The following is a 20082-nucleotide window of genomic DNA, read 5'->3' as shown; positions in this document are numbered from 1 at the left end:
CCGGAACTCCGGAATTCCGGAAATCCGGAACCAGGACGATTGAATCCTCGTCCCGCCTACGCCGACAGGCACAGCGCGGCAGGCCCGTCGCGCAGCACGTCCGCCAGCGGCAGCACGTCCCCCGCCGCCGCCCGGATACGGCGTCCGGTCAGGGCGTCGTGCAACGACAGGCGCGGCCCGCCCTCGGGCAGGCGCAGCGCCGTGTCGCCCCAGAATGCCCGCGCCTGCTCGGCCTCGCCCCGGGCATAGCCCTGGACCCGCAGGGCGCACAGCCGGGATCCCACGATCAACGCCGTCTGGCCTTCGTGCTGGCGCAGGAAGCCCAGCACGTGCCCGGCCTGGCTGCCTTCGGCCCGCAGGTGCAGGAACACCCCGCCATTGAATGGGGCGGGCGTCCGTTGGCGGGCCAGCAGCAGCCGGTGGATCAGTGCCTGCTTGACCGCGCCCGACTGCCAGGCCGGGGCCGCCAGGTCCATCACCGCTTCCCGCGAAACCTCGGCCAGCAGCGCGGCGCGCAGGGCGTAGTCGACCGGCCGCCGGTTGTCCGGATCGACCAGGCTGAAATCCCACAGGTCCGTTCCCTGGTACAGGTCCGGCACGCCGGGCAGGGTATTGCGCAGCAGGGTCTGGGTGAAGCTATTCACCATGCCGGCCGGGGCCAGTTCCAGGGCGAAGTCGGCGATGCCGGCGAGCACCCGGCGCCCCTCGGCATCCTGGCCCAGCCAGGTCAGGCATTCCTTGGCCGCGGCCTCGTAGGCCGGATCCTGATCGGTCCAACTGGTGTGCAGCTTGGCTTCGCGCAGGGCCTTTTCCTGCCACTGCGCGATGCGGTCCAGCCAGGCTTGCAAGGCATCGGGCGCCCAGCCGGACGGGTCCGCGCCCCAGGCGGGCGGCCAGGCCCCGATCAGGGTCTGGATCAGCATGTAGCGGTCGGCCCGCGTGATGCCGCCCGGCAGCGCGTCGATCCAGCCGCCGGCCAGCTCCAGCCAGCGGTCGGGCATCTCCGACAGCACGGCAAGCCGGGCGCGCGTGTCCTCGCCCCGCTTGTGGTCGTGCGTGGCGGTGGCCAGCATGGCGCGCGGATGGGTGCGCGCGCGGGTGGCGCAGGCGTCGTAGAAGTCTTCGGCCGACAGCCCGAAGCGGTCCGGCGATGCGCCCACTTCGTTGCGCGACAGCAGCGGGCCGTAGCGGTAGAACAGCGTGTCCTCCAGCGCCTTGGCGGCCAGGGGCGGTGTCAGTTGCTGGAAGCGGCGCAGCACCGTGGGGTCGGACGCGTCGCCGTCCAGCCACTGGGCAAGCTGAGCCAGCAGCGCCGCGTCGGCAGACCCCTCGCGCGCGGCCAGCGCCGTCGCGGCGCCGCGGACCGCGACGGCGCGCCAGTGGGCGTCCGCGGGCGAGCGGCCCGCTTCCTCGGCGTAGGTGCGGTAAACGGGAAAGGCGGCCAGCAGCGCGCTGAGCGCGCGGTCGATGGCGGTGGCGGTGAGGTCGCGCGTGCGCAGGTCCCGCGCGGCAAGCTGCTCCAGGCAACGCACCAGCGCCTGCCGCTCCGCCGGGAAATGGCGCGCCAGCATGCGCACGCGCGCCGCGCGTAGCTGTTCGCCGGGCTCGCGCCCGTCGTCGGTCAGGGCGCGCCAGAAGGCGCGCAGCGGCTCGGCGGCCTGCGGCGCGTGCAGCAAGGCGCCCACCTGGTCCATGAAGTCGTAGCCCGTGGTGCCATCCGTGAGCCAGCGCGGATCCAGCACTTCGCCAGGCCCCAGGATCTTTTCCACCACCAGGTACGGCTGGTCTTGGCGCAGCGCCGCCGGCCGGCTGGCGCCGGCTTCGGCAAGGCGCGCCGACAGGCGGCGCAGGTAGCCGCCCGGCGAGGCCAGCCCGTCGATGTGGTCGATCCGCAGGCCGTCCAGCACGCCATGCGCAACCAGGCGCAGCACCAGCGCGTGCACGGCGTCGAAGACCGCCTCGTCCTCGACGCGCACGCCGACCAGTTCGCTGATTTCAAAAAAACGCCGCCAGTTGATCTGGTCCGGCGCCGTGCGCCACCAGGCCAGGCGATAGTGCTGGCGTTCCAGCAGTGCGTGCAGGTGCTGGCGCCCGGCCGGTTGCGCGGGGTCGTGTTCGCGCAGCCAGGCCTGCCGCTCGGCGCCGCGCGGCACGGAGGACGGCGTCAGGGGATAGCGCTGTCCATGCACCTCCAGTTCGGGCGCGGGCGCGTCGTCGTCCCATTGCGGCGTGATGGCGCCGTGTTCCAGCGACACGCCGTACGGGTCGCCGAGCACGGGCAGCAGGACCTTGTTGCGCAGCGCCGGCGCGGGCGGATGCCAGTCGATATCGAAATACGCCGACCAGGCGCTGGCGGGGCCCTGGGCCAGCACATCGCGCCACCATGCGTTGGCGGGGTTCGCCGCCATGTGGTTGGGCACGATGTCGGCCACCAGGCCCAGCCCCCGCGCCCGCGCGGCGCTGGCCAGGCGAAGCAGGGCGGGCTCGCCGCCCAGTTCCGGACTGACGACGGCGTGGTCGATGACGTCATAGCCGTGGGTGGAGCCTTCTCGCGCGCGGGTGATGGGCGACAGGTACAGATGGCTGACCCCCAGGTCCGCGTAGTAGTCCACCTGGGCGCACGCGTCGTCGAGCGTGAAGCCGGCATGCAGTTGCAGCCGGGCGGTGGCTTGCGGTGTGCTCACGGTTTTCTCCTTCCGTCGCGCGCGGCATCCAGGCGGGCCTGCGTGGCGGGGTCGGCAAAGATGGCGCGGATGCTCAGGGGCAAGCGCTGGCGCCAATTGGGATGGGTGTCGATGGTGCCGGGCAGGTTGGGCTGGTCCAGCATGCCCACGATGTCCTCCATCGGCACCAGCAGCAGCGGGCACGGGCTGGAAGACACGAAGCGAAGCAGCGCGGGAATCGGCGCCTGCCTGGGCAGGCTGCCGGCGTCCGGGTCCGCGGTGCGGGCGAGCAGTTCACGGTCGGCCGCGCGGCCGGCGCGCAGTTGCTGCTCGTCGTCGTCGGCGCCCAGCAGGTCCAGCTTGACGCGCCAGTCGATGTCGCGCTCTTCCCACCAGCCGCGCAGGGTCGGCAGGTCGTGCGTCGTGGTCATGGCGACGGCGTGCGCGGGCCAGTCGGCGGGGGCGGTGAAGCCGTCCGGGGCATCCGGACCGGGTTGGGCGTCGGGGGCCTGACGCATGAACCACAGGACGTTCATGCCGAGCACGCCGTTGTCTTCCAGCCGCTGGTCAAAGCCCTCGGGCACGGTGCCCAGGTTCTCGCCGATGGCGCAGGCCCGGTGGCGCCAGGCCTCCAGCGCGGTCAGCGCAAGCAGCTCCTGCAGCGGATAGCGCAGGTAGGCGCCGTCGGCGGGCGAGGCGCCTTCGGGCACCAGCCACAGGCGGGCCATGCCCAGGATGTGGTCGATGCGCACGCCGCCGGTGTGCGCCAGCACGGCGCGCAGCATGTCGATGAAGGCGGCATACCCCTGGGTGTGCAGCGCGCGCGGGGAGAACGCGGTGAGCCCCCAGTTCTGTCCCAGCGGGTTGTAGATGTCGGGCGGCGCGCCCACCGACATGCGGCCCATCAGGTCGGCCTGCCGGCTCCATGCGTGGCTGCCGTCGGGGCTGGCGCCCACCGCCAGATCGGCGAGCAGGCCCAGCCGCATCCCGGCCTCGCGGGCCGCGTCGTGCGCCGCGGCCAGGCTTTCCGCCGCGAGCCACTGGGCGAACTGGTGGAAGTCCACCTCCAGCGTATGGTCCTGTGCAAAGCGCGCGACCTGGGGCGAGGCCGGGTCGCGCAGGGCCGCGGGCCAGGCTTGCCAGGGCGGGATCGTGCCGTCCGGCTTGCGCTGGGCGGCGTGCAGCGCCTCGAATACCGCATGGTCGCGCAAGGTCTGGCCGCGTTCGGCGCAGAACCGCGCGTAGCGTGTGCGCAGGCTGGCCTCGCCGTGGCTGGCGAAGTCCGCATGCAGGGCGCGCAGCGCCCGCAACCGCACGGCGGCCGCGGCCGGCCAGTCGATGAGATCCAGGCCGTCCAGCGCGCTCAGTTCGGCCGGTGCGGTGCCGCCCAGCGCGCGCGCCATGGCGTCCGGGCCCAGCACCGACGCGGGCGCGGCGTACAGCACGTTCAGGAACAGGCGGTTGGACGGCGAATACGGGCTGGACCGCTCCGGCTGCGCCGTAAACATGGCGTGGACGGGGCTGATGGCCAGCATGTCCGCCCCTTGACGGGCCGCAGCCACCGCCAGTTCGCGCAGCGCGCCGAAATCGCCGAACCCATGCGTGCGCGGCAGGGACGCGTCCGCCTCCTGGCGCAGGCTGTACACCTGGGCGGCCAGTCCCCAGCAGCGCGGACGGCTCTCGCCGGTCAGGTCCGCCAGGCTGGGGGCCTGCAACGGCGCGACCGCCAGTGTGGCCTGCGCGGAGAGCAGGACAAGGCGGTGGTAGCCGGGCTCGTCGGGCGCGACGAGGCAGGGCGCGCCATCGCGGCCCTTTTCGATCATGCCCTCGATGACGCGGCCCGATTCGCACAGGATGCGGTAAGGACCGCGTGCGGCCCCGGGCAGCGCCGTTTCGGTACCGCAGCGCGTGACGATCATGGGGGGCAGGGCGTCGCCGGACTGCGCCGCCAGGCGCTGGCGGCTCTCCTGGATGTCGCGCGCCGTGGCGGCCGGCAGGTCCATCGCCGCCAGCAGGGCGCGCAGCGTGTCGGGCGCCACGCGCTGGGGACGCTGGCGGGCGTCCGACCAGTGTTCCGCGATGCCCGCCTCGGCGGCCAGCGCGGACAGGCCATCGGAGTCGGTGCTGGCGTTGGCGGCGCCGCGCTTCATGCCCGCTCCTCCAGCAGCCATACGGTGCAGTCCGGGCACAGCTCACCCTGTTCGAGCCGCGCGCGCCCGCCGGGAAGCGATTCGAACAGCAGCGTGGATTGCACGTCCGGGCCGGGCATCAGCGCGGGCGCCACCGCCTGCGGGTGGGGCCCGAGATTGGTGTAGACCGTGAGACAGGCGCCGTCGGCCAGTTCCCATCGCGCATAGGCGCTGCGGTCGCCGACGGCGGCGGCGCCCAGGCTGACCGCGCCTGCCAGCCGGGGCGTGATCAGCCGAGCGCGCAACTGCAGCAGCGCGGTGTAGTCGCGCAGCCAGTCCTGGGCGTCCGGCTCGTCCGCCTGCCACGGGTCGCTGGCGCGGTAGGTGTCCACGGCGTTCGGGTCCGGCACCTGCGCGGCGGGCGTATCGCCCGCGAACTCGGGAAACGCGGAGAACTCGCGCTGCCTGCCTTCGCGCACCGCCTGCGCCAGGGCCGGATCGGTATGGCTGGTGAAGTACAGGAAGGGGGTGCGCGAGCCGCGTTCTTCGCCCATGAAGATCAAGGGAATCTGCGGGGCCAGCAACTGCAGCGCCACCGCCGCGCGCAGGCGGTCGGGATGGTCGACCAGGGCGGTCAGCCGTTCGCCGCGCGCGCGGTTGCCGGTCTGGTCGTGGTTCTGCAGGAACAGCACGAAGGCGGTCGGCGGCAGGTCCGCGCTGGGCTCGCCCCGCAACTGGCCCCCGCGATAGGTCGAGGGCTGTCCCTGGTACAGCCAGCCCTCGGCCAGGCAGCGGGCCAGCGCCTGGGCGGGCGCCTCGGCGTAGTCGGCGTAATAGCCCCGCGATTCGCCGGTCAGCAAATGGTGCAGGACGTGGTGGGCATCGTCGTTCCACTGCGCCTCGAAGTCGCCCCGCAGCAGGCTGGCGCGGTTGTCGTCGTTCTCGACCACCAGGTGCACGTGGCGTTCGGCCGAGACCCCGTCGCGCACGAATCGGGCCAGCTCGTGCAGCCATTCGTGCCCCGCGATCGCATGCACGGCGTCCAGGCGCAGGCCGTCGAAGCGGTATTCCGTCAGCCAGTACAGCGCGTTTTCCTTGAAGAAGGCGCTGACCGCTTCCTGGCGGAAGTCGATGGCGGCGCCCCAGGGCGTGTCGATGTCGGTCCGAAAGAACGGCGCGGCGTAGGCCGACAGGTAATTGCCATCCGGGCCGAAGTGGTTGTAGACCACGTCCAGCATCACGCCCATGCCCAGGCCATGGGCCTGGTCGATCAGCTGCTTCAATTCGTCGGGCGTGCCGTAGGCCGTGTCGGGCGCATAGGGCAGCACGCCGTCATAGCCCCAGTTGCGCTCGCCCGGAAAATCGGCGATGGGCATGAGTTCCAGCATGGTGACGCCCATGGCGGCCAGCGCCGGCAGCCGGGCGGCCAGGCCCGCATAGCCGCCCGCCAGGCCCGCATGCACCTCGTAGATGACGGTTTCTTCCCAGGGCCGGCCGGTCCATTCCGGATGGCGCCACCGGTACGCGCCGGGCGCCACGACGATGCTGTCGCCATGCACGTCGCCGTCCTGCAGGCGCGAGGCGGGGTCCGGGACCACCGTGTCCGCGTCCAGCCGGTAGCGGTAGCGCGCGCCCGGCGGACAATCCACGTCCGCCTGCGCGTAGCCGTCCGGGCCCGGACGCATCGGGATGGGCGGATGCCCCTGGACTTCGAGGGCCAGGCCGGCCGGGGCGCTGGGCGCCCACAGCCGAAAGCGCGTCACGCCGCTGTCCAGCGGCACCGCGCCGAAGGAATAGGCGTGCGTCATGTCGCGTCTCCCGATTCCTCGCGCTGGGACAGCAGGACCAGGCTGTGCGGCGCGACCGTCACGGTCGCATCGTCCCACGGCCGGGGCGGCGCCGGCTGGTCCGAGTCCAGTTCCAGCGACCACGGCAGAGCAGGCTCCGGCAGGGTGAAGTCCACCGGTTCGTGCGTGGGATTCATCAGCAGCAGGGTCACGTCGACCCCGCCCTCGGGCCGCTGCGCGGCGCGGCGCAGGCCCATCACGCGCTCCTGTTCCGATTCCCAGGCGGGCGCGTCCAGTTGCGCGCCGGCGGCGTCGAACCACGAGATGGCCGGTATGCCCGGCAGGATCTCCTGTCCGGCGTCGCCGTAGCGGGCGATGCGCACGCTGGGATGCGCGCGGCGCAGGGCGGTCAGGCGTCCCACGTAGCGGCTGAGCGCGCGCCCGGCGTCGCTCTGCGCCTGCGTCCAGTCCAGCCATGACGTGGCGTTGTCCTGGCAGTAGGCGTTGTTGTTGCCGTCCTGGCTGTTGCCGAATTCGTCGCCGGCCAGCAGCATCGGCGTGCCGTCCGACAGCATCACCGAGCCGAGCAGCGCGCGCTGGACGCGGCCGCGCGTCTCCAGGATCTGCGGGTCGTCGGTAGGGCCTTCCGCGCCCCAGTTGTGGCTGAAGTTCTCGGAATGGCCGTCGTTGCCGTCTTCGCCGTTGGCCTCGTTGTGGCGGTTGTCGTAGCTGACGATGTCCGCCAGCGTGAAGCCGTCGTGCGACGCGACGTAATTGACGCTGGACCAGGGACGGCGGTGGCGGCGGTCAAAGATGTCGCGCGAGCCGCACAGCCGGGCCGCCATGTCGCCCCGCATGCCTTCATCGCCGCGCCAGAAGCGGCGCGTGGTGTCGCGAAACTTGTCGTTCCATTCCGCGAACCCGGGAGGGTGGTTGCCCAGCTGGTAGCCGTCGGGCCCGATATCCCAGGGCTCCGAGATGAGTTTCAGCCGGGACAGCACCGGGTCCTGCAGGATCACGTCGAAAAAGCCCGAGCCGGGATCGTAGCCATTGCCTTCGCGTCCCAGCGTCACGCCCAGGTCGAAACGGAACCCGTCCACGCCGTAGGAGGTGGCCCAGTAGCGCAGCGAGTCGGTCACCATCTGCAGCACGCGCGGGTGCGACATGTTCACCGTGTTGCCGCAGCCGGTGTCGTTGATGTAGTAGCGCTCTTCGCCCGGCATCAGGCGGTAGTAGCTGGCGTTGTCCAGGCCGCGCCAGGATAGCGTGGGCCCCATCTCGTTGCCTTCGCAGGTGTGGTTGTAGACCACGTCCAGGATCACTTCGATGCCGGCCGCGTGCAGACGGCGCACTGCCTGGCGCAGCTCGTTGGGGTGCTGCATCAGGTAGGTCGGCTCGGGTGCGAAGTAGGACAGGGTGCTATAGCCCCAGTAGTTGCGCAGCCCGCGTTCGGTCAGGAAGTGGTCCTGCAGGAAGGCGTAGACCGGCAGCAGTTCCACGGCGGTCACGCCCAGCCGCTGCAGATGCTCGATGAAGCGCGGGTCGGCCAACGCCCCGCAGGTGCCCCGCAGCGGCTGGCGCAGGTCCTCGCGCTGCATGGAAGCGCCGCGCAGATGGACCTCGTAGATCGTGGTGTCGTTCCAGGAAGTCGCGGGCGCCTCGTGGTTGCCCCAGTTGAACGGGGTGGCGTCGGCCACGATCGCCTTGGGCATGGCGGGCGCGCTGTCGCGGCGGTCAAAGCTCAGGTCCAGCCGCGAATGGTTCATGCGGTAGCCGAACAGCGCGTTGCTCCAATGCAGCGGTCCGCTCAACTGGCGCGCGTAGGGGTCCAGGAGCAGCTTGTTCGGATTGAAGCGATGCCCATTGTGGGGATCGTAGGGACCATGGGCGCGGTAGCCGTACAGCAGGCCGGGCTCCGCGTCCGGCAGATAGCCATGCCAGATCTCGTCCGTGCATTCGGGCAGGTCGAAGCGGCGCAGTTCTTTGCGGCCCTTGGGGTCGAACAGGCACAGCTCCATCCGCGTGGCGTGCGCGGAGAAGACGGCGAAATTCACGCCCAGGCCGTCGCTGGTGGCCCCCAGCGGGTAGGGTTGTCCGGCGGTGATACGTGTCAGTTGGGACGGGTCCATGGATTCAGCCTTCATGCATCAGGTAGAGGGTCGCCAGGGGCGGCAGGGTGAGCGACAGGGCCTGGGGCTGCCCATGGGCAGCCATGTCGCCGGTGGTGGCCCCGCCCTGGTTGCCCAGGCCGGAACCGCCGTAGTGGGATGCATCGGTGTTCAGCAGTTCTGTCCACCGCCCGGCGCGCGGGACGCCGATGCGGTAGTCGTGCCGGGTGACCGGCGTGAAGTTCGACACCGCCAGCACGGGCCGCTGGCCGTCCGTGCGGATGAAGGCGACCACGCTGTTGTCCTGGTCGTCCATGATCGTCCAGGCAAACCCCGCGGGGTCCGCATCCAGCGCGTGCAGGGCCGGGACGTCGCGGTAGAGCCGGTTCAGGTCGGCCACCAGGCGCTGCATGCCCAGGTGGCCGGGATGGTCCAGCAGGTTCCAGTCCAGCGTGGCATCGTGGTTCCACTCGGCGGGCTGGGCGAGTTCTCCGCCCATGAAGAGCAGCTTCTTGCCGGGATGCGCCCACATGAACCCCAGGTAGGCGCGCAGATTGGCCAGCCGGGCAGGCGCATCGCCCGGCATCTTGCCCAGCAGCGAACCCTTGCCGTGCACGACTTCGTCGTGCGAGAGCGGCAGGATGAAGCGCTCGCTGTACGCATACACCATCCCGAAGGTGATGTCGTGGTGATGGTGGCGGCGATGGATGGGGTCCTGCGCCAGGTAGCGCAGGGTGTCGTGCATCCAGCCCATGTTCCATTTGTAGTGAAAGCCCAGGCCGCCCTCGGAAACGGGCGCGGTCACGCCGGGCCAGGCGGTGGATTCCTCGGCCACCATGATGGCGTCCGGCGCCTCGGCGCGCACGGTGTCGTTCAGTTCCTGCAGGAACTGCACCGCCTCCAGGTTTTCGCGGCCGCCATAGCGGTTGGGGATCCATTCGCCGGGCTGGCGGCTGTAGTCGCGGTAAAGCATCGACGCCACGGCGTCCACGCGCAATCCGTCGATGTGAAAACGCTGCAGCCAATGGATGGCGCTGGCGATCATGAACGCCTTCACTTCGTTGCGGCCCAGGTTGTAGACCATGGTGTGCCAGTCTGGGTGATAGCCCTCGCGCGGGTCCTCGTATTCGTACAGCGAGGTCCCGTCGAAGGCGGCCAGCCCGTGCGCATCGTCCGGAAAATGCGCGGGCACCCAGTCCAGGATGACCCCGATGCCGGCGGCGTGGCAGCGGTCCACGAAGCGGGCGAACGCCTCCGGCGGCCCGTAGCGCGCGGTCGGCGCGAACATGCCGAGCGGCTGGTAACCCCACGAGCCGCCGAAGGGATGCTCCATGATGGGCATCAGCTCCAGGTGCGTGAAGCCCATGGCGCGTGCGTAGGCGGGCAGTTTGTCGGCCATCTGGTCCCACACGCAGGGGGCCGCGTCGCAGGCCGACCACGATCCCACATGCACCTCGTAGATCGACACGGGCGCGGTAGGCGACTGGCGCGCCGCGCGTTCGCGCATCCAGGCGTCGTCGTTCCACGCGTAGGGCGCGGGATCGTCCACGATCGAGGCGGTGGCGGGCGCCAGTTCGCAGCGCCGCGCCATCGGATCGGCCTTCATGAACACGTTGCCCGAGCGGTCGGTGATGGCGAATTTGTAGCGGTCGCCGGGCTGGACACCGGGGATGAAGATTTCCCACACGCCCGCCGCATGGCGCAGCCGCATGCCGTGGCGCCGCGCATCCCAGCCGTTGAAGTCGCCAACCACCGCGACGCGCCGGGCGTTCGGCGCCCAGACCGCGCAGCGCAGGCCGTTCACCCCGTCCACTTCCACGAGATGCGCGCCCAGCGTGTCCCCGGCGTCGCGCCAGGAACCCTGCGCCAGCCGCTGCAGCGTGGCTTCGTCGATGAGCGGGCCGAAGGCGTAGGGGTCGGCGGTGACCTGTTCGGCCGCGGGCCAGCGGATCGCCAGGCGGTACGACGCGCCATCGCCGGGCCGGGCGTAAGGCGCCGAGCCCACATACAGGCCCTGGCCCTGCTCGCGCAGGGGCGTGCGGGCGTCGTCTTCGTCCAGCACCTCGACGGCCTGGGCGCCCGGCACGAAGACGCGGACCCATCCGTCGTGCGGTCCCAGCACGCCAAAGGGATTGTCGTGCAGCCCGTGGGCCAGGGCAGTCAACTCCTGCGCGTCGATGTGGCCGTCGTGGTCGGCGGCGGGGGCAGCGTAGGGTCCGCTCATTGGGTCTTTCCTTCGGCGTCGATGGCGGCGGACAGCAGGATGCTGCGCGCCAGTTCGGTCAGGGCGCACAGCGGGATGGAGATCCAGTCGGGCCGGTGGGCCGCCTCGTAGCTGACTTCATAGGCGGCCTTCTCCAGCTGCGCCAGGGCGAGCAGGGCATGTTCCTTGTCCCCGGCCGCGTCCAGACCGGCCCCGCGGGCGCCGCGATAGCCTTGCAGGAAGGCGTCGGAGGCCTGATGGCGAAAGCGCGCCAGCAGCGCGTCGCGCTGTTCGGCGGGCGCGACCGTCGGGGCGGGACTCTCGTCGGCGCCGGCATTGGCGTCCAGGTGTGCGCCGCCGATCAGGTCGGTGCGCGCAATCGACGCCGCCGCGTAGTCGAACGAGCGCAGCATGCCGGCCACGTCCTTGTAGGGCGAGGCCAGCGCGCGGCGCGTCTCCAGGCTGCTGATCGGTTCTCCCTCGAAGTCGATCAGGTAGGCATCGGTCTGCGCGACCAGCACCTGGCCCAGATGGAAGTCGCCGTGGATGCGCAGCCAGGGCGAGTCCGCCTCGGCCTGCGCCATGGCGCCCACCCGCGCCGCCAGGCGCGCGTGGTGTTCGAAGAACCATTCGGCGCAGGCGCGGGACGGTTCCTCAAGCTTGTCCAGGCTGGCGCGCAGGTGCTTTTCGGCGCGATCGAGCAGGCCGCGCACGTGGTCGGTGCGCGCTTGCAGATCTTCCTTGCTGGCCGGGCGCGACTGGAAGTTCGCATCGTCCGTGGGCGCGGCCAGCAGCGCGTGCATCTGTCCCAGGCGTTCGCCGATGGTGGTGGCCATGACGGCATAGCCCTGCAGGCTTTCCTCGAATTCCTCGGGCGTGTTGCCCACCAGCAGCGCGTTGGCCAGCGTGCGCTTCAGGTAGTCCAGCGTCCAGCTCCAGGCGTCGCCTTCGTTGGGCACGTAGCCATGGGCGACGGCCAGGGTGTGCACGACACCGTCCGCGTCCACGCGCTGCACTTCGCCCAGCAGCGGAGGAATGTTGCCGTAGCCCGCGCGCGTCAGGTAGCGGGTCATTTCCGCCTCGGGCGACACGCCCGGCTGCACGCTGCGGATGAGCTTCAGGATGACTTCGTTGCCCACGATGACCGAACTGTTGGACTGCTCGCCCGACAGCCACTGCAGCGCGACGTCGCCCTCGAAGCTCAGCTCCTTCAGGCCCGCTTCCGGCAGGAAGCGGATGACGCCCGGCTTGTCGCCGGGCTTGCCGGCGCTGCGGCCGTCCAGCTCCGCGCCGGCCTGCATGGCCTTGAGCGTGCTGAGCACGAACCCGGGCTGCAGGAAGGCGTCGGCCAGCACGCCGACCTCGGCGCCGCGGCGCACGCGGGCGATGGCGTACTGGATGACGGCGGTTTCGTCCCAGACCAGCACGAAGGGCGCCTGCGCCCGCATGCCGGTCACGCCGTCCTCGGGTTCGATCTCGGCCCAGTAGTATTCGCCGTCGGCCGACTCGAACGGGGTGGCGTAGGCCAGCCGCGCGCGCTTCGGCGGTTCGGAACCCGGATACCAGCGCTGGCGCGCCAGGTACTGCGGCAGGATCTCGCGTTCCAGCGTGGCGCGCGACGCGTCGGTCAGCGCCGCGCCGCCGCGCGCCTTGAGCACCAGCGTCACCAGTTCGGGCATCTGGGCCGGCGCGGTGGCGTGCCACTCGGGCGGCGCGGCGTCCTGGCTCAGGTCCATCCAGTAAAAGCCGTAGGGCGGCAGCGTCAGCAGGTAGGGCAATTCGCCGATCGCCGGAAAGGGCGTGCCGCCCAGCATCTCCACCGGCACCCGGCCCGCGAACTCCTGCATGGGGAGCTCCACGGGCTGCGCGGCGTTGGACAGGTTGGCCACGCACAGGATGGTCGTGTCTTCCCATTGCCGCAGGTAGGCCAGGATCTTGCGATTGCCGGCAAAAATGAACTGCAGCGTGCCGCGGCCGAAGGCATGGCTCTGGCCGCGCTGGGCCAGCAGGCGCCGGGTCCAGTTCAGCAGCGAATGCGGATCGCGCTGCTGCGCCTCCACATTGACCGCCTCGTAGCCATATAGCGGCCCCATCAGCACGGGCAGCGGCAGGCGCTCGGGGTCGGCCCGCGAAAAGCCGCCGTTGCGGTCCGGCGACCATTGCATGGGCGTGCGCACGCCGTCACGGTCGCCCAGGTGCACGTTGTCGCCCATACCCAGCTCATCGCCGTAATACAGCACCGGCGTGCCGGGCATGGACAGCAGCAAGCTGTTCATGAGCTCGACGCGGCGGCGATCCCGTTCCAGCAGCGGCGCCAGCCGGCGCCGGATGCCCAGATTGATGCGGGCGCGCGGCTCGGCGGCATAGACGTTCCACAGGTAATCGCGTTCGCGGCTCGTCACCATTTCCAGCGTCAATTCGTCGTGATTGCGCAGGAAGATGGCCCATTGGCAGGTGGGCGGGATATCGGGCGTCTGGCGGATGATGTCGGTGATCGGGAAGCGGTCTTCCTGCGCGATGGCCATGTACATGCGCGGCATCAGCGGAAAGTGGAAGGACATGTGGCACTCGTCCCCGGCGCCGAAATACTCCTGCGCGTCCTCGGGCCATTGATTGGCCTCGGCCAGCAGCAGGCGGCCCGGGTACTCGGCTTCGATCACGGCGCGGATCTGCTTGAGCACCTGGTGCGTCTCGGGCAGGTTCTCGTTGTTGGTGCCCTCGCGCTCGACCAGATACGGCACGGCGTCCAGGCGCAACCCGTCCACGCCCATGTCCAGCCAGTAGCGCATCACCGACAGCACTTCCTTGAGCACCTGCGGATTGTCGTAGTTCAGATCCGGCTGGTGCGAATAGAAGCGATGCCAGAAATAGGCGTTGGCCACCGGATCCCAGGTCCAGTTGGACTTCTCGGTATCGCAGAAAATGATCCGCGTGCCGGCATAGGCTTTGTCGTTGTCCGACCAGACATAGAAATTGCGCGCCGCCGACCCGGGCTTGGCGGCCCGTGCCCGCTGGAACCAGGGATGCTGGTCCGACGTGTGGTTGACGACCAGCTCGGTGATGATGCGCAGGCCGCGCGCGTGCGCCGCGCGGATCAGCTTGCGCACGTCGGCGACGGTGCCGTAGTCCGGATGCACGCCGCGGTAATCGGCGATGTCGTACCCGTCATCGCGCCGCGGCGACGGGTAGAAGGGCAGCAGCCAGATCGTGTTGACGCCCAGGCTGGCGATGTAGTCCAGCTTGGAGATCAGGCCCGGCAGGTCGCCGACCCCGTCGCCGTTCGAGTCAAAGAAGGACTTGACGTGCAACTGGTAGATGACCGCGTCCTTGTACCAGAGCAGATCGTCCTGAAGGGGTTGGGTTTTACTCATCATGGCTATGGGCGCGGGCGTCATCCATGCAGCGAAAGCCGCCACACGCGATAGGGTTGGTCGGGGGTCAGCGTGACGGCGCGGTGCTTCTCGTGCCAGGTCTCGCGGCCTTCGGTAAGCAGGTCTTCGGCGATCAGCGGTCCGGCGTCGGCCTGGCCGAACAGCCAGAAGGGCGCCTCGACGCGCGCCGGCTGCGTCTGGAACGGGTCCAAACTGATGACCGCCAGCACGACATTCCCATGGCCCGGCGTGGACTTGTAGAACGCCAGCACGCGGTCGTTGCCGCTGGTGGTGAGCGTCAGTCCGCGGTGGGTCTGCAGCGCGGGATTGGCGTGGCGAATCTGGTTCAGGCGCGTGATCTCGGCCCGGATGTTGCCGGGCGCGTGCCAGTCGCGCTGGCGCAGTTCGTACTTCTCGGAGTCCAGGTACTCTTCCTTGCCCGGCAGCGGCGCGCCTTCGCACAGTTCAAAGCCGCTGTACATGCCCCACAGGCCCGAACCCAGCGCCGCGAGGGCCGCGCGGATCAGAAAGCCCGGCCGCCCCGAGGTCTGCAGGAAGAACGGGTTGATGTCCGGCGTGTTCACGAAAAAGTGCGGACGGAAGAAGTCCGCCGCGGGCGGCGACGAGATCTCCTCCAGGTACTCCTCCAGTTCGGCCTTTTCGTTGCGCCAGGTGAAGTACGTGTAAGACTGCGTGAATCCGATCTTCGCCAGCCGGTACATCATCTTCGGGCGCGTAAAGGCTTCGGACAGGAATATGACGTCCGGATGCTGGGCGTGGACCTCGCCGATCAGCCACTGCCAGAAGGGCAGCGGCTTGGTGTGCGGGTTGTCGACGCGGAAGATGCGCACGCCGTGCCTGACCCAGAAAAGCACGATGTCGCGCAGCGCGCGCCACAGGCCCAGCTTGCGCGCGCGGCGGTTCTGGCCGCCATAGAACGCGACGTTGACGATGTCCTCGTACTTTTTGGGCGGGTTCTCGGCGTAGCGCAGCGACCCGTCCGGCCGCCACGAGAACCAGTCCGGATGCTGCGCCAGCCAGGGGTGGTCCGGCGAGCATTGGATGGCGAAGTCCAGCGCCAGCTCCATGCCATGCCGCGCCGCCGCTTCGACCAGGTCCAGAAAATCGGCCAAGGTGCCCAGTTGCGGCTCGATGGCGTCGTGGCCGCCGCTCTGCGCCCCGATCGCGTAAGGGCTGCCCACGTCGCCGGGCTCGGCGCGAAGGCTGTTATTGCGGCCTTTGCGGTTGCGCAGCCCGATCGGATGGATGGGCGGCAGGTACAGCACGTCAAAGCCCATCTCGCGCACGTCGGGCAGGCGGGCGATCACGTCGGCGAACGTGCCGTGCCGGCCGGGCTCGGCGGCCTGCGACCGGGGAAAGAGCTCGTACCAGGCCGAATGGACGGCCTGGCTGCGGTCCACCCAGATGGGGTAGGCGATGGCGGTCACGGCTTCGAACGGGCGGTCGTCCAGGTCGCGCATCGCCCGCGCCAGCGCCGGATCGAGCAGCAGCGCCACCTGTTCCGGGGTGGGCGGTTCAGGATGCGCCAGATCGGCGTGCGCAAATGCGGCCAGCGCATCGTGCACCGGCCCGGCATCGGCGCCCGCCGGCGTTCCGGCCTGCGCGCGCGCCTGCGCGTCGCGCAGCAGCGCCAGTCCTTCGTGTATCTCCAGGCTCAGGTCGCGGCCCGCCTGGTGCTTGACCTCGATGTCGTGGCAGAAGGTGTGCCAGGCGTCGAACCAGGCCGCGACGACGAACTCGTGGGCGCCGACGCGGCGCGGCCGGAAGTCTGCCTCCCAGCGGTCGTTCATGCCGCGGGTCATGGGCACGCTGTGCCAGCGCGCCTCGTCCTTGGCGCGCCAGCGCACTTCGGCCGCAAGCTGGTCGTGGCCATCCATGAAAATGTCCGCCTGCACCACGATGCGCGCATGCGGAATGCTCTTGACCGGGTAAGCACCGCCATCGACCGCCGGGCTGATGTTTTCCAGCGCGATGCGTTGCGTCGCCAGATCGTCGGCGCGGGTGCGGTGGTGGCGCACGGCCTCGCGGACCGGCTCGGTGGACTGGAACGACAGCATGGCGCACTCGCCGGCTTCCAGCGCCCGGGCCTGCGCCTGCAAGCCCGCCGGCGGGGTGAAGGGGACGAGATCCGCGGGGGGCAGCAGCGGCGCCAACGCATCCCAGTCCATGGCGGCCTCGCCGGTGTCGGACGGGTTGAGCGCGAGCGCGAGCGTCGCGCCGTCGCCCGCGTCCCGCAGCAGCGCGGTGCAGCTTCCGTCGCGTCCGCCCAGCATGCGCAGCGGGCCGCGCAGCCGCGAGTCGGCGAACCAGCGATTCGCGGCCTCCACGTCCGGCAGGTGGCGCTCGTCCTCGTCGGACAGCATGAGTCCGTCGCCCGTCACGGCGGCGCTCCACAGCGCGCGCCTGCCGTCTTCCGACGGCCGCAGGGCGCCCGCGTGCGGCGGCGCGGCAACCACCTCGCCGATGGCGCGCAGGCGTGCATCTTCCTCGGCCAGCCAGGAGGACTTGAAGTCCCACCACGGCAGGGACGAGAACGCGGCGTCGAACGCCGCATCGCGCAGGCCCGCCAGGCTTTCCGCCGGCAGTCCGGGCGTCCAGGCCAGCAGGCGCACGTCTGGGTGCTGCGCGCGCAGCGCGGCCCCCAGCTCCCGCCAGGCCGGCGCGGGCAGGCGGTGGGGTGCCTGGAAGACCAGGCCCTTGACGCCGCTGGCCGTCCAGGCAAGCAGCCGTTCGGTCCAGGACGCCAGGAAACCGGGAGGCAGCGGGCCATCGGGCAGATGCATGACGCCGCGCTCCTCGACGCTGACGCGGGGATCGCGCGCCGGCTCTTCATGCAGCGAGCGGTACCAGCCCGGCGCGGCGGTGGTTTCCACGGCGTCGCGCGCGCTGCGGTCCAGGACCACGTCCACGTACAGGGCCAGGCCGTGTTCGGCCAACTGCGCCGACACTTGCGTGAACCATTGCGTGATGGGTGTCTCGGCGCCGTCGACCCGTGTCTTGTCGGCGTCCTGCGCGGCCCGGGGGCCGGTAAGGGGCGCGGCTTGCGTTCCCGGTTCCGTCCCTGTCAGCCAGGGCGCCGGCAGCAGGACGGCGTTGAAGCCGCGCTGCGCAAGCCGCTTGCACAAGGCCTGGATGGCGGCGTGTGCGCCATCCAGGCCTTGGCGGGCGTGGTAGATGCGTGTGGGTGCGCGGGAGGGCGCGGGGACGGTGGGATGGGGCACCGGGCTCGCTCCTTTTTAGATGGCGGCTGGCATGGCGCCACTCGTGCGCTGCGGGCGGCGGTTGACCGCGGAGACGCTTGCCGGTTGCACGGCCGGCGCGGGCGCCGCGTCGCGGTATTCGGGCTCCACCAGCGAGCGGTAGAGGCTGGCGTAGAGGCTCACGGCCGAACGCCAGCCGAAGTCGGCGTTCATCGCATTGCGCTGCATCAGCCGCCAGAGGATGCCGTGGGCGCGCAGGTCGATCGCGCGTTCAATGGCGGCGCTCATGGCCTCGGGCGTATCGCCTTCGAACAGCAGGCCGTTGGCCGATGCCATGGCGGACAGCGGCGCGCGCGCGCCCGGGTCCTGGATGGTGTCGGCCATCCCGCCCACGCGCGATCCGATCGGCAAGGTGCCGTAGCGCATGGCGTAGAGCGGCGTCAGGCCGAAGGGCTCGAAGCGGCTGGCGTGCAGCAGGATGTCCGACCCGGCGTGCAGGCGATGCGCGATGCCTTCGTCGTAGCCGATGTGGACGCCGCAGCGGCCGGGGTAGCGGCGCGCGATGTCCTTCAGCGCTTCCTCCAGACGGTGGTCGCCCTGGCCCAGGATGACGATCTGCAATCCGGGGTGCCGATCCAGCGCGTCGGGCAGCGCATGCACCGCCACGTCGGCCATCTTCTGCTCGGTCAGCCGGTTGCCCATGCCCAGCACGGTGGCGCCCGGGTCCGGCCGCAGGCCGAATTCGCGCTGCAACGCCGCCTTGCAGTGGATCTTGTTCGTCATGTCGCGCACCGAATAGCGGTGGCTGCGCAGGTACGGGTCGCGCGCGGGGTTCCACAGCACGTCGTCGATGCCGTTGGGAATCGGCAGCAGGTCATCGGCGCGGCTGCGCAGCAGCGCGTCCAGGCCGCAGCCGAAGGCGGGCGTCATGATTTCGCGGGCGTAGGTGTGGCTGACCGTCGTGACGCGGTCGGCATAGCGGATGCCGGCCTTCAGGAAATTGATCTGGCCCCAGGCCTGGACGCCATCGTCGTTGCGCGCCCACTCGGGCACGCCGAACTCATCCGCGCACGACATCGGGAAAAAGCCCTGGAACGCCAGATTGTGGATCGTCACCACGCTCTTCACGTCGGGCAGGTTGGCCGCGCGCAGCAGCAGCGGCACCAGGCCGGCGTGCCAGTCGTGCGCATGCACCAGGGTGGGGCGCACCAGGCCGGGCAGGCCCGCGGCCACGCGCACCGCGGCATGCGACAGCGCGGCGAAGCGCAGGCCATTGTCCGGGTGTTCGCGCCCGTTCTCGTCGGCATACAGGCCGCCGCGGTCATACAGGGCGTCGTTTTCCAGGATCAGGTAATCCAGCCCCGATTGCGGGCACTTGCCCTCCAGAAGCACGGCGGGCCCGCCCGGCAGGTCCTGCAGGGTTGCCACGGTGCGCACACGATTGAGTTTGGCCCGCACGCCCCGATAGGCCGGCAACAGCACGGTCAGGGGCATCCGCGCTTCTACCAGTGCGCGCGCCATGCCGGTAATGGCATCTCCCAGGCCGCCTGTTTTGGCCAGGGGGAAGGCTTCTCCCGCCACGATCAGGGTTCTTGTCTTTGCCATGCCTTGCTCCAGGTGATTTGGCCGCGGTCGCGAGTACAGCGACTCGATCGCGATGACGCCGAGGCCTTTCCTTACGCAAGCCGCGTGCCCAAACCGCCCCGGAACGCAGAAATTGCGCAGTGCAGCAGAATGGCGCTCGTCCAAAGGGGGGAAGCGGCCCGTGTCCGCCTTTCAATGCCGTGCCGCTTTGTAATTTTTAGCCGCGGCCATGCACCCAATTTGCCACGCTCGGCGGGAACGGCGGTTGCTGCCGGGGTGTTGCAGCAATTCCAGGCCACCCACAAGTCAGGAGCACATCATGGCAAACCCCGCAGGGACGGACACCCCAACACCCGGGCAGGGCGGGCAGCGTGCCCCTGATCAGGCGCCTGCCGAGCAGCCCCAGCCCAAGCCCCCCGGATCGGGCAAGGACGACAAGGGCCGCTGGCCCCCCGACAGCATTCCCAACCCCATGCCGGGCGTGGACCCGCAGCAGACGCCGGGCATCGACCGGCTATGACCGGGCGTGACCGGTCCGGGCATGGCATGCGGCTTGCGGAGGCATCCCCCGAGCGCCTTGCCACCGGGCAACGGTCCGCCACTTTTTTTCAAAAGGAGAACATATGAACAAGCGAGATAGGCTGCGCGACATGTTTGACTCGTCGGACACGTCCTCACGGACGATGCGCGATCTGATATCGGGCACCGAGGATCTGCTGCGCAGCACCGCCAGCTACAGCGGCACGGAAATCGAGGCCGCGCGCGACAAGCTCAAGCAGCAGCTCGACGCGGCGCGCGACCATGCCCGCGGCTGGGAGCGCGCCGCCTGGACCCGTGCGCGCGAGGTGTCGCACGCCACGGACGAGTATGTCCATGAAAACGCGTGGAAAAGCATTGCCGGCGCGGCGCTGATCGGCGTGCTCGCGGGCATCTGCATGATGTCCGACCACGGCAGGCGTCGTTGACGCGCGCGGCGCGCGCAATCGGCCGGCCGGGGCCGGTCCCGTCAGCGCACG

10 protein-coding genes are annotated in these 20082 nt (G+C 70.2%); 2 read left to right on the top strand and 8 right to left on the bottom strand.

The genetic code is table 11. The annotated features are described in order from the left end of the window. Positions 1-56: 56 nt before the first annotated feature. The 8 genes from treY to glgA are packed head-to-tail and all read right to left on the bottom strand — an operon-like array spanning position 57 to position 19087. Entirely contained in the window at positions 57-2684 is a 2628-nt protein-coding gene (treY, locus tag ACZ50Q_RS15135) for a malto-oligosyltrehalose synthase (RefSeq protein WP_464078844.1), read from the bottom strand. Continuing rightward, complete coding sequence (gene malQ, locus ACZ50Q_RS15130; RefSeq protein WP_464078843.1) at positions 2681-4813, bottom strand: 4-alpha-glucanotransferase; 2133 nt, start codon at positions 4811-4813, stop codon at positions 2681-2683. Before malQ ends, treY begins: the two co-directional genes overlap by 4 nt. Further along, positions 4810-6600 carry a malto-oligosyltrehalose trehalohydrolase gene (gene treZ, locus ACZ50Q_RS15125; RefSeq protein WP_464078842.1) on the bottom strand — a complete coding sequence of 597 codons (1791 nt, stop codon included), beginning with the start codon at positions 6598-6600 and terminating at the stop codon, positions 4810-4812. Before treZ ends, malQ begins: the two co-directional genes overlap by 4 nt. After that, positions 6597-8708, bottom strand: coding sequence for a glycogen debranching protein GlgX (gene glgX, locus ACZ50Q_RS15120; protein WP_464078841.1), 2112 nt, complete (start codon positions 8706-8708; stop codon positions 6597-6599). Before glgX ends, treZ begins: the two co-directional genes overlap by 4 nt. 4 nt (positions 8709-8712) lie before the next feature. Beyond that, positions 8713-10911, bottom strand: coding sequence for a 1,4-alpha-glucan branching protein GlgB (glgB, locus tag ACZ50Q_RS15115; protein ID WP_464078840.1), 2199 nt, complete (start codon positions 10909-10911; stop codon positions 8713-8715). Then, a complete protein-coding gene (gene treS, locus ACZ50Q_RS15110) occupies positions 10908-14285 on the bottom strand; it encodes a maltose alpha-D-glucosyltransferase (protein WP_464078839.1) in 3378 nt (1125 codons plus the stop codon). Before treS ends, glgB begins: the two co-directional genes overlap by 4 nt. Continuing rightward, positions 14282-17503 carry a maltotransferase domain-containing protein gene (locus ACZ50Q_RS15105; RefSeq protein ID WP_464078838.1) on the bottom strand — a complete coding sequence of 1074 codons (3222 nt, stop codon included), beginning with the start codon at positions 17501-17503 and terminating at the stop codon, positions 14282-14284. The genes treS and ACZ50Q_RS15105 overlap by 4 nt, the downstream gene beginning before the upstream one ends. A gap of 15 nt (positions 17504-17518) precedes the next feature. After that, on the bottom strand, positions 17519-19087 hold the full coding sequence (glgA, locus tag ACZ50Q_RS15100; RefSeq protein ID WP_464078837.1) for a glycogen synthase GlgA: 1569 nt from the start codon (positions 19085-19087) through the stop codon (positions 17519-17521). Positions 19088-19385: 298 nt separating this feature from the next. On the opposite strand from glgA, the gene ACZ50Q_RS15095 reads away from it, so the two are divergent. Beyond that, positions 19386-19586, top strand: coding sequence for a hypothetical protein (locus ACZ50Q_RS15095; protein WP_076520922.1), 201 nt, complete (start codon positions 19386-19388; stop codon positions 19584-19586). Between the two features lie 103 nt (positions 19587-19689). Continuing rightward, positions 19690-20031, top strand: a complete 342-nt coding sequence (locus tag ACZ50Q_RS15090; protein WP_464078836.1) for an ElaB/YgaM/YqjD family protein — start codon at positions 19690-19692, stop codon at positions 20029-20031. Positions 20032-20082 lie beyond the last annotated feature (51 nt).

The sequence above is a fragment of the Achromobacter sp. T5-5 genome, from assembly GCF_055397965.1.
The sequence above is the reverse complement of the archived record's forward strand: the minus strand, read 5'-3'. Positions and strand labels throughout refer to the sequence as shown.

What these genes read in the sequence shown, in the direction of transcription:
- ACZ50Q_RS15090 (WP_464078836.1), top strand. Translation starts at nt 19,690, where the DNA reads ATGAACAAGCGAGATAGGCTGCGCGACATGTTTGACTCGTCGGACACG.
- glgX (WP_464078841.1), bottom strand. Translation starts at nt 8,708, where the DNA reads ATGGACCCGTCCCAACTGACACGTATCACCGCCGGACAACCCTACCCG.
- treZ (WP_464078842.1), bottom strand. Translation starts at nt 6,600, where the DNA reads ATGACGCACGCCTATTCCTTCGGCGCGGTGCCGCTGGACAGCGGCGTG.
- glgB (WP_464078840.1), bottom strand. Translation starts at nt 10,911, where the DNA reads ATGAGCGGACCCTACGCTGCCCCCGCCGCCGACCACGACGGCCACATC.
- malQ (WP_464078843.1), bottom strand. Translation starts at nt 4,813, where the DNA reads ATGAAGCGCGGCGCCGCCAACGCCAGCACCGACTCCGATGGCCTGTCC.
- ACZ50Q_RS15095 (WP_076520922.1), top strand. Translation starts at nt 19,386, where the DNA reads ATGGCAAACCCCGCAGGGACGGACACCCCAACACCCGGGCAGGGCGGG.
- treS (WP_464078839.1), bottom strand. Translation starts at nt 14,285, where the DNA reads ATGACGCCCGCGCCCATAGCCATGATGAGTAAAACCCAACCCCTTCAG.
- glgA (WP_464078837.1), bottom strand. Translation starts at nt 19,087, where the DNA reads ATGGCAAAGACAAGAACCCTGATCGTGGCGGGAGAAGCCTTCCCCCTG.